Annotated in this window: 9 protein-coding genes and 6 pseudogenes; 6 read left to right on the forward strand and 9 right to left on the reverse strand. The window is 69.9% G+C overall.

Going from position 1 to position 14,950, the window contains the following annotated elements; translation table 11 throughout:
* Positions 1-84 precede the first annotated feature (84 nt).
* The 3 genes and pseudogenes from purH to dusB form a co-directional block, all read right to left on the reverse strand.
* Positions 85-1,655: pseudogene (gene purH / locus HK415_RS16785) on the reverse strand (bifunctional phosphoribosylaminoimidazolecarboxamide formyltransferase/IMP cyclohydrolase).
* Positions 1,656-1,892 carry a Fis family transcriptional regulator gene (locus HK415_RS16790; protein WP_171561248.1) on the reverse strand — a complete coding sequence of 79 codons (237 nt, stop codon included), beginning with the start codon at positions 1,890-1,892 and terminating at the stop codon, positions 1,656-1,658.
* A pseudogene (dusB, locus tag HK415_RS16795) lies at positions 1,889-2,931 on the reverse strand (tRNA dihydrouridine synthase DusB). Before dusB ends, HK415_RS16790 begins: the two are co-directional and overlap by 4 nt.
* 98 nt (positions 2,932-3,029) lie before the next feature.
* Here dusB and HK415_RS16800 point away from each other — a divergent pair.
* Positions 3,030-3,500 (forward strand): YqaA family protein, encoded by a 471-nt coding sequence (locus HK415_RS16800; protein WP_171561250.1) that lies wholly within the window; start codon positions 3,030-3,032, stop codon positions 3,498-3,500.
* Here the strand turns inward: HK415_RS16800 and HK415_RS16805 are convergent.
* Positions 3,455-3,643, reverse strand: coding sequence for a hypothetical protein (locus HK415_RS16805; RefSeq protein WP_171561252.1), 189 nt, complete (start codon positions 3,641-3,643; stop codon positions 3,455-3,457). The genes HK415_RS16800 and HK415_RS16805 overlap by 46 nt on opposite strands.
* 90 nt (positions 3,644-3,733) lie before the next feature.
* Positions 3,734-4,827: pseudogene (ychF, locus tag HK415_RS16810) on the reverse strand (redox-regulated ATPase YchF).
* A gap of 43 nt (positions 4,828-4,870) precedes the next feature.
* Between ychF and HK415_RS16815 the strand changes: the two are divergent.
* Positions 4,871-6,679: a sensor domain-containing diguanylate cyclase gene (locus HK415_RS16815; protein WP_171561262.1), complete on the forward strand. Its 1,809-nt coding sequence runs from the start codon at positions 4,871-4,873 to the stop codon at positions 6,677-6,679.
* A gap of 3 nt (positions 6,680-6,682) precedes the next feature.
* Here HK415_RS16815 and HK415_RS16820 read toward each other — a convergent pair.
* A pseudogene (locus HK415_RS16820) lies at positions 6,683-7,551 on the reverse strand (MOSC domain-containing protein).
* Positions 7,552-7,644: 93 nt separating this feature from the next.
* Here HK415_RS16820 and HK415_RS16825 point away from each other — a divergent pair.
* From HK415_RS16825 to HK415_RS16840, 4 genes and pseudogenes are all read left to right on the forward strand, one after another.
* Positions 7,645-8,773, forward strand: a pseudogene (locus tag HK415_RS16825) (FAD-dependent monooxygenase).
* Positions 8,770-9,552 (forward strand): DsbC family protein, encoded by a 783-nt coding sequence (locus HK415_RS16830; protein ID WP_171561265.1) that lies wholly within the window; start codon positions 8,770-8,772, stop codon positions 9,550-9,552. Before HK415_RS16825 ends, HK415_RS16830 begins: the two are co-directional and overlap by 4 nt.
* Positions 9,549-11,307 (forward strand): annotated as a pseudogene (locus HK415_RS16835) (M61 family metallopeptidase). The gene HK415_RS16830 and the pseudogene HK415_RS16835 overlap by 4 nt, the downstream one beginning before the upstream one ends.
* Complete coding sequence (locus HK415_RS16840; protein WP_171561268.1) at positions 11,286-12,398, forward strand: DUF3108 domain-containing protein; 1,113 nt, start codon at positions 11,286-11,288, stop codon at positions 12,396-12,398. Before HK415_RS16835 ends, HK415_RS16840 begins: the two are co-directional and overlap by 22 nt.
* A 4-nt stretch (positions 12,399-12,402) precedes the next feature.
* Here the strand turns inward: HK415_RS16840 and paaK are convergent, their stop codons facing one another.
* Genes paaK through HK415_RS16855 form a run of 3 tightly spaced genes read right to left on the reverse strand, consistent with a single transcriptional unit; the run spans position 12,403 to position 14,945 of the window.
* Positions 12,403-13,674, reverse strand: coding sequence for a phenylacetate--CoA ligase PaaK (paaK, locus tag HK415_RS16845; protein ID WP_171563518.1), 1,272 nt, complete (start codon positions 13,672-13,674; stop codon positions 12,403-12,405).
* 21 nt (positions 13,675-13,695) lie between these two features.
* Positions 13,696-14,145, reverse strand: coding sequence for a hydroxyphenylacetyl-CoA thioesterase PaaI (gene paaI / locus HK415_RS16850; protein WP_171561270.1), 450 nt, complete (start codon positions 14,143-14,145; stop codon positions 13,696-13,698).
* Positions 14,142-14,945: an enoyl-CoA hydratase-related protein gene (locus HK415_RS16855; protein WP_171561272.1), complete on the reverse strand. Its 804-nt coding sequence runs from the start codon at positions 14,943-14,945 to the stop codon at positions 14,142-14,144. The genes paaI and HK415_RS16855 overlap by 4 nt, the downstream gene beginning before the upstream one ends.
* Between the last annotated feature and the right edge of the window lie 5 nt (positions 14,946-14,950).

Below are 14,950 nucleotides of genomic sequence, written 5' to 3' on the forward strand. Positions count from 1 at the left end.
TTCGGCTTCGCGCTCACCCCGACCTACGCGGCCCCCTGTAGGTCAGGGTGAGCGCGCGCAGCGCCGAACCCCGACGTTCCCGGCTCAGTGCCGGAAGTGCCGCACCCCGCTGAACACCATCGCCACGCCGCGCTCGTTCGCGGCATCGATCACTTCCTGGTCGCGCATCGACCCCCGGCTGGATCACGCAGGTCGCGCCCGCGTCCACCACCACGTCGAGGCCGTCGCGGAACGGGAAGAAGGCGTCGCTCGCCACCGCCGTGCCCTGCAGCGAGAGCTTGGCGTGCTGCGCCTTGATGCTGGCGATGCGCGCGGAGTCCAGGCGCGACATCTGGCCGGCGCCCACGCCCATGGTCATGCCGTCCTTGCAGAAGACGATGGCGTTGGACTTCACGTACTTCGCCACCTTCCACGCGAACAGCAGGTCCTGCAGTTCCTGCTGCGTGGGCTGCTTCTTCGTCACCACCTTCAGTTCGCCGAGCGTGAGCTCGCGGTTGTCGGCCGTCTGCATCAGGAGACCCGAGCCGACGCGCTTGATGTCCATCAGGTTCTGGCCCTTGTCCCAGGGCCGCTCGCCGCCCGGCGGCAGCGCGATCTGCAGCAGGCGCACGTTGGCCTTGCCCGCGAACACCTGCAACGCCTCGGGCGAGAACTCGGGCGCCATCAGCACCTCGACGAACTGCCTGGACACCGCCTGCGCCGCCGCGCCATCCAGGGGCCGGTTGAAGGCGATGATGCCGCCGAAGGCGGAGGTCGGGTCGGTCTGGAAGGCCTTGGAGTAGGCCTCCAGCGGATCCTTGCCCACCGCCACGCCGCACGGGTTGGCGTGCTTGACGATCACGCAGGCCGACGTGTCGAAGCCCTTGACGCATTCCCAGGCCGCGTCGGCATCGGCGATGTTGTTGTACGAGAGCTCCTTGCCCTGCACCTGCTGCGCCACCGCCAGCGAACCGGGCGCGGGATGGAGGTCGCGGTAGAACGCGGCCTGCTGGTGCGGGTTCTCGCCATAGCGCAGGTCCTCCAAGCTTCACGAAGCGGCCGTTGGCCTGCGCCGGGAACATGCTGCGCGTGCCGTCCTCGCCGAGCGAGGACAGGTAGTCGCTGATCGCGGCGTCGTAGTTGCTGATGCGGTTGAAGGCAGCGACGGCCAGCGCGAATTTCGTCTTGTCCGACACCTTGCCGCTGGCCTTCAGTTCCTCGATCACGCCCTGGTACTGGGACGCATCGGTCAGCACCGCGACGTCCTTCCAGTTCTTGGCGCCGCTGCGCACCATGGCCGGGCCGCCGATGTCGATGTTCTCGATCGCGTCCTCCAGGGTGCAGCCGGGCCTGGCCACCGTCGCCTCGAAGGGATAGAGGTTCACCACCAGGATGTCGATCGTGCTGATCGCGTGGCGGTGCAGCGCGGCGACGTGGTCCGGGTGGTCGCGCCGGGCCAGCAGGCCGCCGTGGATCTTGGGGTGCAGCGTCTTCACGCGGCCGTCCAGCATCTCCGGGAAGCCGGTGAGCTCCGCCACTTCGGTGGCGTGCAGGCCGTGGTCGGCCAGCAGCTTGGCCGTGCCGCCGGTGGAGATCAGGCGCACGCCGAGCGCGTGCAGGGCCTGCGCCAGTTCGACGATGCCGGCCTTGTCGGATACCGAGATGAGAGCGTTCATTTACTTGAGCAACTTGTGTTCGATCAGCTTCTTGCGCAGCGTGTTGCGGTTCAGTCCCAGCCATTCCGCCGCGCGCGACTGGTTGTTCTCGGCCTTGGCCATCACGATCTCCAGCAGCGGCTTCTCCACCACCTTGACCAGCATCTCGTACATGCCGTCCGGCTCCGTCCCGCGCAGGTCGCGGAAGTAGCCTTCCAGGCTGGCACGGACGCATTCCTCGATATGTTTTTTGCTCATGCGTCGCTTTCGACTGACTCCTCGAGGCGCGCCCGCGCGGAAGCGACCGGCATGCGGTCCGTCCGCGCGGCCAGCGCGTCGAAGAAACGTTGGACGGCCGCCACCTGCTGCTCGCAGTCCTCGATGGCGTTCATCTCCATGCGGAACGCTTCCCCTCCGGAAGGTCCCGCACATACCACCCGATGTGCTTGCGCGCGCTGCGCACGCCGGTGAATTCGCCGTACAGCGCGTAGTGGTCCTGCAGGTGCGCCACCAGCGCGCGCTGCACTTCCACCACCAGCGGCGGCGCCAGGTGCGTGCCCGTGGCCAGGAAGTGCGTGATCTCGCGGAAGATCCAGGGCCGGCCCTGCGCCGCGCGCCCGACCATCACCGCGTCGGCCCCCGTCCAGGCGAGCACGTCGCGCGCGCGCTCCGGCGAGGCGATGTCGCCGTTGGCCACCACCGGGATGCCCACCGCGGCCTTCACCGCGGCGATCGTCTCGTATTCCGCTTCGCCCTTGTAGCCCTGTTCGCGGGTGCGGCCATGCACGGTGAGCATGCGCACGCCGCGCTGCTCGAAGGCGCGCGCCAGCGTCACGGCGTTGCGGTGCGCCGCCGACCAGCCGGTGCGCATCTTGAGCGTGACCGGCACGCCGTGCGGCTCGCAGGCCTTCACCACCGCGTCGGCGATGGCCACGGCCAGCGGCTCGTCCTGCATCAGCGCCGAGCCGGCCCACTTGTTGCACACCTTCTTGGCCGGGCACCCCATGTTGATGTCGATGATCTGCGCGCCGCGCTCCACGTTGTAGGCCGCGGCCTCGGCCATCATCTGCGCGTCGGTGCCGGCGATCTGCACGGCCACCGGGCCGGGCTCGCCTTCATGGTTGGCGCGGCGCGAGGTCTTCAGGGTGTTCCACAGGTCGCGCCGCGAAGTCACCATCTCGCTGACCGCGTAGCCGGCGCCGAAGGCGCGGCACAGCTGGCGGAAAGGCCGGTCGGTCACCCCGGCCATCGGCGCCACGAACACGGGGTTCGCGAAAAAGTACGGGCCGATGTGCATGGAGGGAATAAAACGGGATCTGCCGAAAAAGAGGCACGATTGTAGGCCCGCTCCATTTCAGCGCTTGAAATCGGACGGCCGGGTAACATGCCCGCGCTATGCCGGCCTGGCTCCAATCCACCCTTGCCCTGCTCGCGCTGCCCGAATACGGCCTGAGCACCCTGTTCGTCGCCGCCTTCGTCTCGGCCACGCTGCTGCCCGTGGGTTCGGAGCCGGCGCTGTTCGGCCTGCTGAAGCTCAACCCCGACCTGTTCTGGAGCGCGATGCTGGTGGCCACCGCCGGCAACACGCTGGGCGGCATGGTGGACTGGTGGCTGGGCTACGGCGCGCACGAGGTGGCGGACAAGTACCACAAGTCGCGCCACCACATGAAGGCGCTCGACTTCCTGGAGAAGCTGGGCCCCAAGGCCTGCCTGCTGGCCTGGCTGCCCATCATCGGCGACCCGCTGTGCGCGGTGGCCGGCTGGCTGCGCCTGCCCTTCTGGCCCTGCACGGGCTACATGTTGATCGGCAAGTTCCTGCGCTACTTCGTGATGACCACGGTGCTGCTCTGGTTCTTCCCGCAGTGAACGGCGTCGTCCTGCGCCTCGCCCGAGGACGCCGGCATGGCCGCGGCGATGGCCAGCGCCAGCAGCATCACGTAGAGCAGCAGGTCGTAGCACTGCAACGCGCGGCGGCGCAGGCGCAGCAGGAAGCGCGAGGAATGGTTCATGCCGGGCTCCAGGGCCGCGTGGGCGGTCGACCGGACTGTGGCACCGGCGGGCGCGCGATGCAGTGAACTCTTCACCGCATCCGCGTGCCCTCAGACGTTGAAGAGGAAGTTCATCACGTCGCCATCCTTGACGACGTACTCCTTGCCTTCGCTGCGCATCTTGCCCGCGTCCTTGGCGCCCTGCTCGCCCTTGCAGGCGATGAAGTCGTCGAAGGCGATGGTCTGCGCGCGGATGAAGCCGCGCTCGAAGTCGGTGTGGATCACGCCGGCGGCCTGCGGCGCGGTGGCGCCGATGGCGACGGTCCAGGCGCGCACTTCCTTCACGCCGGCGGTGAAGTAGGTCTGCAGGCCCAGCAGCTTGAAGGCCGCGCGGATCAGGCGGTTGAGGCCCGGCTCGTCCTGGCCGATCTCGGCCAGGAACATGGCCTTGTCTTCGTCGCCCATGTCGGCGATCTCGGATTCGATCTTGGCGCAGATCGCCACCACCGGCGCGTCCTGCTTGGCGGCGAAGGCGCGCAGGCGGTCCAGGTGCGGGTTGTTCTCGAAGCCGCCCTCGTCCACGTTGCCGACGAACATGGCGGGCTTGGCCGTGATCAGGAACAGCGGCTTGAGCAGCGCCTTTTCGTCGTCGGTGAGCTGCAGCGTGCGCACCGGCCGTCCCTCGTTGAGTGCCGCCTGCACCTTCGGCAGCAGCTGCACCATCCTGGCCGCCTCCTTGTCGTTGCCCGACTTGGCGGCCTTGCTGTAGCGCGAGAGGGTCTTGTCCACGGTGCCCAGGTCGGCCAGGCACAGCTCGGTCTGGATCACCTCGATGTCGGACACCGGGTCGACGCGGCCGGCGACGTGGACCACGTTGGCGTCCTCGAAGCAGCGCACCACGTTCACCACCGCGTCGGTCTCGCGGATGTGGGCCAGGAACTGGTTGCCCAGGCCTTCTCCCTTGCTGGCGCCGGCCACCAGCCCCGCGATATCGACAAACTCGACGATGGCTGGCACGATGCGCTCGGGCTTGACGATGTCAGCGAGCGCCGTGAGCCGGGGTCCGGAAGTTCGACCACACCGACGTTGGGTTCGATCGTGCAGAACGGATAGTTCTCGGCGGCGATCCCGGCCTTGGTCAAGGCATTGAACAAGGTGGACTTGCCGACGTTCGGCAGACCCACGATCCCGCACTTCAAACTCATGTCAGTTCCCGAAAAACAAGCCGGAAAGTGTATGCCATGGGGCATGGCCCGGCTGTTGGCGGTCCTGGTGCTGCTGGGAGCGGCCTCTTCCGCGCCCGTGGCAGCGGCGCAAACGGGAGCGAACACGCAGGCGCCGGCGCTGCTGCTGCGCGACCAGCCCGGCCGCATCGACGCACGCGAGTTCACCCGCGTGTGGGTCGACCCGCGCGGTGACGCCACCCTGGAACAGGTGAGCGGGCCCGCCGGCCCCCGCCTCGAGCCGGCGCAGGCCGATGCCACCTACCGCCTGGGCCCCACCGGCGCCCTGTGGATGCACATGCGGCTGCAGCGTCCCCGCGAGCAGCGGCAGGACTGGGTGCTCGAGTTCCCGATGCCGGTGCTGGACCAGGTCACCGTCTACCAGTTCGACGGCGCGCGGTGGCGCGCCGAGAGCGCCGGCGACACGCTCCCCGTGGCCAGCTGGCCGGAGCCCGGCCGCTATCCCTTCTTCCGCATCGACCTGCAGCCCGGCGAAGTGCGGGACGTGTACGTGCGCATCCGCCACACGACCGCGGCGAATTTCCCGCTGCTGCTCGATACCGCGGCCGCCCACGGCCGCCACCAGCAGCTTGAGTACCTGCTGCTCGGCGCCGCCTTCGGCGCCATGCTGCTGCTGATCGTCGGCTGCATGGCCAAGGGCTTCGCCTACCGCGACCCGGTGTTCGCCTGGTATGCGGCCTATGCGGCGCTCACCGCGCTGGGCGTGTCTTCCTATACCGGCGTGGCGGCCCACCTCCTGTGGCCGGGATCGGTCCTGACGGGCGACGTGGTGATGCCCGTGCTGGTGTGCACCGCCGTCGCGGCGGCCATGCTCTTCGTGCGCAACATCCTCGGCCTGCGCCGGCGCTTCCCGCGCACGGACCGCCTGCTGCTTGTGCTGGCCGTGATCGGCCTGCTGCTGGCCCCGCTGCCCGCGATGCTGCCCAAGACGGTCAGCGCGGTGCTGGTCAGCGCCTGCGTGGTCGTCGGCACGTTCACCGCGATCCTGGTGTCGGTCGCCGCCTGGGCGCGCGGCGACGCCGTGGCCAAGTGGGTGTTCGCCGCCTACCTGCCCATGGGCGTGGCCGTGCTCCTGAGCGTGCTGCGCGTGTTCGGCTGGGTGCCCGTGACGGCGGGGACGCAGTACGCGGTGGTCGGCGCGATGGGCATCGAAGTGCCGCTGCTGCTGGTGGCGCTGTTCATCCGCTCGCGCGACCGGCACAGCGCCGAAGTGCGCGAGCAGGCGCTGTCCACGCAGGACGCGCTCACCGGCCTGCTGGCGCCGCACCTGTTCCGCGACCGGCTGCGCCAGGTGGTCACGCGCCACCGGCGCGACGGCGAGAACGCCGCCGTGATGTTCATCGACCTGGTGAACTACGGCCGCATCCGCGAATACTTCGGCACCGCGGTGGCCGAGCAGAGCCTGCTGCGCAGCGTGATCAAGCTGCGCCGGCTGCTGCGCGACGTGGACACCGTCAGCCGCGTCGGCGAGGCGCGCTTCGGCGTGATCCTGGAAGGCGCGAGCTCGCGTTCGTCGGTCAACGAGCGGGCCACGCGGCTGATCGCCGCCGGCCTGATGCCGCTGCCCGGCCTGAAGCCCGACGTCACCCTGCAGTTCCACGTGGCCGCGCTGCTCCTGGGCGAGCGCCCGATGGAAGCCGACGAGCTGGAGCAGGCGCTGGACGCGCAGCTCGCCCGCATGTCGCCGCGCACGCGCCGGCCGATCCGCTTCATCGAGGCCGACCAGCCGCCCTCCTCGGACACCGGCGACTCCTCGATGTTCGCGAGCGAGGCGGACGTCGCCCGCGAATCGCAGTACGCGGCGGTCCGTTAGGAACTAGTCGAACTTCCAGTTGCCGGTGGCCGCCTGCCCCACGCGCAGCGTGCGGTCGAAGCCCTCCACCACGATCGCGTTCATGCCGAAGGCCACGGCGCCCCCAGCAGCTCGCTGCGGCGATAGCCTTGCAGCGCATCGGTGACGGCCGGGTCGCTCTCGGCCGTGGCCGGGTCGATGTCCGGGATGGGGCAACGCGGGCAGGGCTTCACCGGCCGCAGCTGCACTTCGCCCTCGTCGGCCGCGATGCGCAGCAGCACTCCACCCGGTCCTCGTCGTGCGCCTCGATCCCTTCCAGCACGATGTTGGGCCGGAAGCGCTCGATGCCCACGGCCGGAAGTCCCTTGGCGGCGAGCTTCTCGTTCAGCAGGTCCAGCGACGCGGTGCTGGCCAGCAGCAGAGGATAGCCGTCGCTGAACTGGTTGAGCGCCTCGGCGCCCTGCGTCCATTTCGTGTTCGACGGCCGCCGGTGCTCGGGGTCGAAGCGCACCAGCCGCAACGGCCCGGCCGAGGAAATCGGTGAACCACTGCGCGGCCACCGCGCCCATGTCGAAGGCCGGCACTTCGTCGTCCCAGACCCGCACGCGCATGGCTTCCTCGACGGTGTCCATGGACAGGTGCAGCGCGAGCATGCCGGGCGCGCGCAGGATCACCTCGCTGAGCTTGATCTGCGGCCGCACCAGGGCCATGCGGGGCAGTTCCCGCTGGCTGACGAACTCGCCCTGCGGGTCCACGACCATCCAGGCGCGGTCGAGATCCAGCCCGGTTTCCGTCAGCAAGGCCTCCCGCACCTCGACGCCGGCGCAGGACTTGACCGGATAGACGAACAGGCGGGCGATACGGGCGGTCACTTCGGGGTCTGGCTCATTCAGGAATCCTTCGGGCTGGCGCCCTCCGGAATGCGCCCCTGGGGCGGCCCGGCGGGCGCATGGGCGCCGATTGTGCCCGGCTCCTACAATCCCCTCATGGCCGCACCCTATGACGTCTGTATCCGCGGTGCGGGCATCGTGGGGCGCACGCTCGCCCTGCTGCTCGCGCGCGACCGGCTGCGCGTCGGCCTGGTCGACGTGCCGCAGCCGGCCGCCCGCCAGCCCGACGTGCGCGCCTATGCCCTGAATGCCGCCTCGCGCGAGCTGCTGCTGCGGCTGCGCGCCTGGCCCGACGAACAGCATGCGACCGCCGTCACCGGCATGGACGTGCGCGGCGACGAAGGCGGGCGCGTGCAGTTTTCCGCCGGCGACGAGAACGTGCCGGCGCTGGCCTGGATCGTGGATGTGGAGCCGCTGCTGGCCCGCCTGGCCGAGGCGGTGCGCTTCCAGCCCCACATCGAGGTGGTGACGGCGCCGCAGCCGGCCGCCCTGACCGTGGTCTGCGAGGGCCGCGCCAGCAGCACGCGCGAGGAGTTCGGCGTTCACTTCGCCGTGACCTCGTACCCGCAGCGCGCGATCGCCGCCCGCCTGGACTGTGAAAAACCCCATGGCGGCGTGGCCCGCCAGTGGTTCGAGGACGGCAATGTGCTGGGATTGCTGCCGCTGGGCGGGCCGGCGGGGAACTCGGTGGCCCTGGTGTGGTCAGTGAGGGAGCCCCGCGCGGACGAGCTCCTGCAGATGCCGGCCGCGGAGTTCCAGGGCCGGCTGCAGGCCGCCACCGGCGGCGCGCTCGGTTTCATGGCGCTCACCACGGAGCGCATGGCCTGGCCGCTGCAGCGGGCGATGGCCGACCGCTGGTGCGGGCGGGGCTGGACGCTGGCGGGGGATGCGGCGCACAACGTGCATCCGCTGGCGGGCCAGGGACTGAACCTCGGGCTGGCCGACGCGGAGACGCTGGCGCAGGTGCTGCACGAACGGGAATACTGGCGCAGCCTGGGCGACGAAGCTGCTGCGCCGCTACGAGCGGGCGCGCAAGGCGGACGTGCTGGCGCTGGCCTGGACGACCGACGGGCTGCAGCAGCTGTTCGCGCAGCCCGCGGAGCCCTGGTCCTGGTTGCGCAACTGGGGCATGCGCGGTTTCGACCGCAGCGGCCCCGTGAAGCGCTGGGTGGTGCGGCAGGCCATGGGCGACGCACGGAACTTGATGAGAACGGGAAAGACATGAACGCGAAAGCGATCCGCACCGGGCTGGCTGCAGCCCTCCTCGGCCTGGGCCTCGCGGCCGGGGCCGCCGACGGCGACAGCAAGGCCCCCACGGCGGCCAATGCGGCGGCGCAGGTCCCCGCGTCGGTGGACGCCGCGCTGCGCAAGAACCTGCCGGCGCGCATGCCGAACTTCCCGCCGATCGACCAGATCAGCCGCACGCCCATGCAGGGCATCTACGAGGTGCGCATCGGCACCGAGCTGTTCTACACGGACGGCGAGGGCAACTACATCATCAACGGCGAGATGATGGACACGCGGGCCCGCCGCAACCTCACCGAGGAGCGGATGGAGAAGATCCTGGCATTGGACTTCAGCCAGCTGCCGGTGAAGGATGCGTTTGTCGTGGTGCGCGGCAACGGCAAGCGCAAGCTCGCGGTGTTCGAGGACCCGAACTGCGGCTACTGCAAGCGCTTCGAGCGCGACCTGCAGAAGATCGACAACGTCACGGTCTACATGTTCCTCTACCCGATCCTGGGGCCCGACTCCACCGAGAAGTCGCGCGCCATCTGGTGCTCCAAGGACAAGGGGGCCGCCTGGTCCGGCTACATGCTGCGCAACGAGCCGCCGGCCAAGGCCGACGCCAGCTGCGACGTGAGCGCGCTGGCACGCAACATCGAATTCGGCCGCAAGCACAAGATCACGGGCACGCCGACGCTGGTGTTCGCCGACGGGTCGCGCGTCCCCGGCGCCATCGGCGCGGCCGACGTCGAGAAGCTGCTGGCAGCCGGCGGCAAGTGACGGCGGCGCGCCCGGCCGGCCCGCACTTCCGGGTCGAAGCGGCGGATCCCGCCGCCCACCTGTTCCACGTCACGCTGACCGTGCCGCAGCCCCAGGCCGGGCAGCGCGTGTCGCTGCCCGCGTGGATCCCGGGCAGCTAGCTACCTGGTGCGCGAGTTCGCGCGCCACCTGCAGAAGCTCAGCGCTCGCCAGGACGGCCGGCCGGTCACCCTGCACCAGCTGGACAAGTCGAGCTGGCAGGTCGACTGCGTGCCTTCCAGCCCGCTGGTGCTGACCTACGAGGTGTATGCCTTCGACAATTCGGTGCGCACCGCCTGGCTCGATTCGCAGCGCGGCTTCTTCAACGGCACCAGCCTGTGCCTGCGCGTGCACGGCCAGGCGCAGGAGCCGCACGAACTGGAGCTGGTCGCGCCGCGCGCCTTCCCGCACTGGGAAGCGGCCACCGGGTTGGAGCCGCTCAAGACCGGCAAGCGCGGCTTCGGCACCTACCTCGCGGCCGACTACGACGAACTGGTGGACTGCCCGGTGGAGCTGGGCGCGTTCTGGAGCGCGGAGTTCCGCGCCGGCGGCGTGCCGCACCGCGTGGTGGTGGCGGGCGCCGCCGCGTCCTTCGACGGCGACCGCCTGGTGGCCGACATGCAGAAGACCTGCGAGGCGCAGATCCGCTTCTGGCACGAACGCAAGCGCCCGCCCTTCAAGAGCTACCTGTTCATGCTCAACGTGGTGGACGACGGCTACGGCGGCCTGGAACACCGCAACTCCACGGCACTGATCGCCTCGCGGCGCGACCTGCCGCGCCTGGGCGACGCGCGCATGAGCGAAGGCTACGTCACGCTGATGGGCCTGATCAGCCACGAGTACTTCCACACCTGGAACGTCAAGCGCCTGCGGCCGGCGGAGTTCGCCCACTACGACTACAAGCAGGAGAACTACAGCCACCTGCTCTGGTTCTTCGAGGGCTTCACCAGCTACTACGACGACCTGCTGCTGCGCCGCGCCGGCCTGATCGACGACGCCACCTACCTGAAGCTGCTGACCAAGACCTGCAACCAGGTGCTGCAGACGCCGGGGCGCGAAGTGCAGTCGGTCGCGCAGGCCAGCTTCGACGCCTGGGTGAAGTACTACCGGCAGGACGAGAACACGGCCAACGCCACGGTCAGCTACTACACCAAGGGCGCGCTGGTCGCCCTGTGCTTCGACCTCACGCTGCGGCTGGAAGGCCACAGCACGCTGGACGAAGTGATGCGCGCGCTGTGGGCCCGCTGCAAGGGCGGCCCCATGGCGGAGGCCGACTTCGCGGCGGTGCTCAAGGAACTGGGCGGCCGCGCCTTCACGCGCGAGCTGGCCGCCTGGGTGCACGGCACGCGCGAACTGCCGCTCAAGGACCTGCTGGAGCAGCAGGGCGTGAACGTGATGGAGGAGCCGGCGCAGCTGCAGCAGCGCCTGGGCATCCGCGTCGCGGACGGGCCGGGCGTGGTGCTGAAGAACGTGCTGCGCGGCGGCGCCGCCGAACAGGCAGGCCTGGCGGCGAACGACGAATGGGTCGGCGTGGAGGTCGCGGGCAGCGCGTGGCGCCTGGCCAAGCTCGACGACCTGATGCTGTACGCCGGCAACCACCGCAAGGTGACGGCGATCGTCGCGCGCGACCGCCGCCTGCTGCGGCTCGATCTTTCCATCCCGCCCGGCGTGACGACGTGGCGGCTGGTCCTGCGCGACGCGGCGAGGGCGCAGACGTGGTTCGGCCCGCAAAACTGAAGCTCGCCGCGCTGGCCGTCCTGGTGGCGGCCGGGCATTTCGTGGCGCTGGAGTGGATCGGCCGCCAGGCCGACGCGATCTCCGGCATGGCGGTGATGGTCCCGCCCATGTACACGCGGCTGCTGCAGCCCGCCACGCCGCCGGTGATCGTCCCCGTGGCCGCATCCCCGGCCGCCGTGCCGAAGGCGCGCGTGGCACCGCGGCCGAAGCCGCCTGCGTCGTCCGCCGAGGAGCTGCGGCGCAAGAAGGATGCCGAGGAAGCCGAGCGCCGAAAGGCGGAAGAAGGGCAACTGGCGGCCGAAGCGGTGCAGGCGGCGGAGGAAGCGGCGCGCGCCGAGCAGCTCGCGCGCGAGGAGGCACTGGCGGCCGCGGCGGCCGCCGCGGCCTCGGCGCCGGCATCGGCGGCTTCGTCCGCGGTCGCCGAGCCGGATGCCGAGGCCGCGCTGCTGGCCCGCTGGCCCACCGACACCCGGCTCAGCTACCGCCTGAGCGGCGAGTTCCGCAACGGCCCGCTGTACGGCGACGCACGCGTGCAGTGGCAGCGCGATGGCTCGAAGTACCAGGTGCGGCTGGACGTGAAGATCCAGGTCTTCGGCACGCAGACGCTCACCAGCCAGGGCGAGGTCACGCCCGAGGGCCTGCTGCCGCGCGCCTACGAGGAGATGCGTCCGGGCAAGCGCCGCTTCGCGCAGATCGGCGACGAGGTGGTGGTGCTGGAGAACGGCCGCACGCTGCCGCGCCCGGCGGGGGTGCAGGACACGGCGAGCCAGTTCGTGGAACTCTCGCACCGCTTTGCCACCGGCAAGGACGTGCTGGAGGTGGGACGCACGGTGAGCGTGTGGCTGGCGCGCCCGGGCGCCGTGGACCAGTGGACCTACGACATCGTCGCGCGCGAGATGCTGGCCACGCCCAGGCTCGGCGTGGTCGAGGCCTTCCACCTGAAGCCGCGGCCGATCGCCAACCCGCGCGGCAACTACACCGCGGAAATGTGGTTCGCGCCCAGCCTGCAGTACCTGCCGGTGCGCATCAAGGTGCTGATGGGGAGCGAGGCCCACCTCGACCTGCTGGTGGACCACATCGAGCAGCGCTAGGCCGTCAGAGCTGCCGCTGGTCCACCACCCGCTTCGCCTTCCCCAGGCTGCGCTCGATCCCGCCCGCCGGCCGCAGCTCGATGCGGGCGCTGGTGCCGATGAAGGACTTGATGTGGTGCGCGAGCGTGTCGGCCGCCGACTGCGCCTCGCTGCCTTCCGGCGCCACGCCGGCCGCCACTTCCACCGCCACCGTCAGCGTGTCCAGCGGGCCCTCGCGCGTGAGGATGCACTGGTAGTGCGGCGCCAGCCCGGGCTGCTTGAGGATTAGCTCCTCGATCTGCGTGGGGAACACGTTGACGCCGCGCACGATCATCATGTCGTCGCTGCGGCCGGTGATCTTCTGCATGCGGCGCATGGTGCGTGCCGTGCCGGGCAGCAGGCGCGTGAGGTCGCGCGTGCGGTAGCGAACGATGGGCAGCGCCTCCTTGCTCAGGCTGGTGAACACCAGTTCGCCGAACTCGCCCTCGGGCACCGGCTCGCCGGTCTCGGGGTCGACGATCTCGGGATAGAAATGGTCCTCCCAGATGGTCGGGCCGTCCTTGGTCTCGATGCACTCGTTGGCGACGCCCGGGCCCATGACCTCCGACAGGCCGTAGATGTCGACCGCCTCCAGCCCGAGGCGCTGCTCGATCTTGGCGCGCATGTCGTTGGTCCAGGGCTCGGCGCCGAAGATGCCGATGCGCAGGCTGCACTCGCGCGGATCCAGTCCCTGCCGCTCGAATTCGTCGGCGATCGCCAGCATGTAGCTGGGCGTCACCATGATGAGGTCGGGGCGGAAGTCGTGGAGCAGTTGCACCTGGCGCTCGGTCTGGCCGCCGCCGAAGGGCACCACGGTGAGCCCCAGGCGCTCGGCGCCGTAGTGCGCGCCCAGGCCGCCGGTGAACAGGCCGTAGCCGTAGCTCACGTGCACCATGTCGCCCGGCCTGGCGCCGGAGGCGCGGATGCTGCGCGCCATCACGTGCGACCAGGTCTCGATGTCGTTCTTCGTGTAGCCGACGACCGTGGGCTTGCCGGTGGTGCCGCTGGAGGCGTGGATGCGCACACAGCGCTCGCGCGGCACGGCCAGCATGCCGAAGGGATAGGCGTCGCGCAGGTCCGCCTTGCTGGTGAAGGGGAACTTGCGCAGGTCCGCCAGGCTGCGGCAGTCCGCCGGATGCACGCCGGCCGCGTCGAACTTGCGGCGGTAGGCCGGGGAGTTGGCGTAGGCGTGCTGCAGCGTCGCCTGCAGGCGTTTCAGCTGCAGCGCGCGCAGCTCGTCGACGCTGGCCTTTTCGATGGGTTCGAGCGGGAAGGCCTTTCATGCTTCTTGGGGGATGACCGTGCCCTGGATGCTGGCGCTCTTGCCGCGGAACATCGCGACCACCTCGCCCTTCTGGTTGCTGACCTTCATGTCGTAGATGCCGTGCCGCCCCTGCAGCACCTGTTCCACGCCTTCGCAGGTGAGCACGTCGTCCAGGTGCGCGGGCTTGAGGAACTCGATGCTGCAGCCCGCCGCGACGGTGACCTTGTTTTGGCTGTTGCAGGCGTAGGCGAAGGTGGAGTCGGCGAGCGTGAAGATCAGGCCGCCATGGCAGATCCTGTGGCCATTGAGCATGGGCTCGCGCACCTTCATGCGCATCACCGCCCGCCCGGGCTCGCAGCAAACGAGTTCGATCTGCAGGAAGTCCTTGCAGGCGGCATCGACCGCGTACATCGCCTGGCCCACCCTGGCGGCGAGTTCGGCGGGGGAAAGCTTGTTGTGGTTCATTCGCCGGTGAAGTTCGCGGGACGCTTCTCGCGGAAGGCCATCACGCCCTCGATGTAGTCGTGGGTCTTGCCCAGGGCCGACTGCGTGTCGCGCTCGAGATCGAGCTGGCGGTCCAGGTCGCTGGAGGCGGCGGCGCGCAGCAGCTTGCGCGTCTGCACCAGCGCCGTGGTCGGCAGGGTGGACAGGCGCTCCGCGAGCTTGAGCGCCGCCTCCAGGCAGTCCTGCCCTTCCGGCGCGACGTCCCAGATCATTCCCCACTCCTTCGCATCCTTGGCGCTGAGCTTGTCGCCCAGCATCGCGCAGCCCATGGCGCGCGCCAGCCCCAGCTTCTTGACCAGGAACCAGGACCCGCCGGCATCGGGGATCAGCCCGATCTTGCTGAAGGCCTGGATGAAGGACGCGCTCGACGCCGCGACGGCGAGGTCGCAGGCCATCGCGAACGAAGCGCCCGCTCCCGCCGCGACGCCGTTGACCGCGGCGACCGTGGGCACGCGCAGGTCCATCAGCTTGCGGATGGAGGGATTGAAGGCCTGCTCGATCACCGGCCCGGGGTCGGCGCGCTTGACGAGGTCCGGGCCCGGCTCGAAGTCGAATTCCGCCAGGTCCGCTCCGGCGCAGAAGCCGCGGCCCGCGCCGGTGAGCACCGCCACGCGGATCGCCCGGTCGCCGTTGATGCGATCGAGGATGGTCCACAGCTCCTTGTGCATCTGCCGCGTGAAGCTGTTGAGGGCCTGCGGCCGGTTCAGCGTGACCAGGCCGACGCTTCCACGGGCCTCGTACAGGACGGTGGCTTCGCTCATCTTCA

The organism is Ramlibacter montanisoli, assembly GCF_013087525.1.
GTDB classification, from domain to species: domain Bacteria; phylum Pseudomonadota; class Gammaproteobacteria; order Burkholderiales; family Burkholderiaceae_C; genus Ramlibacter; species Ramlibacter montanisoli.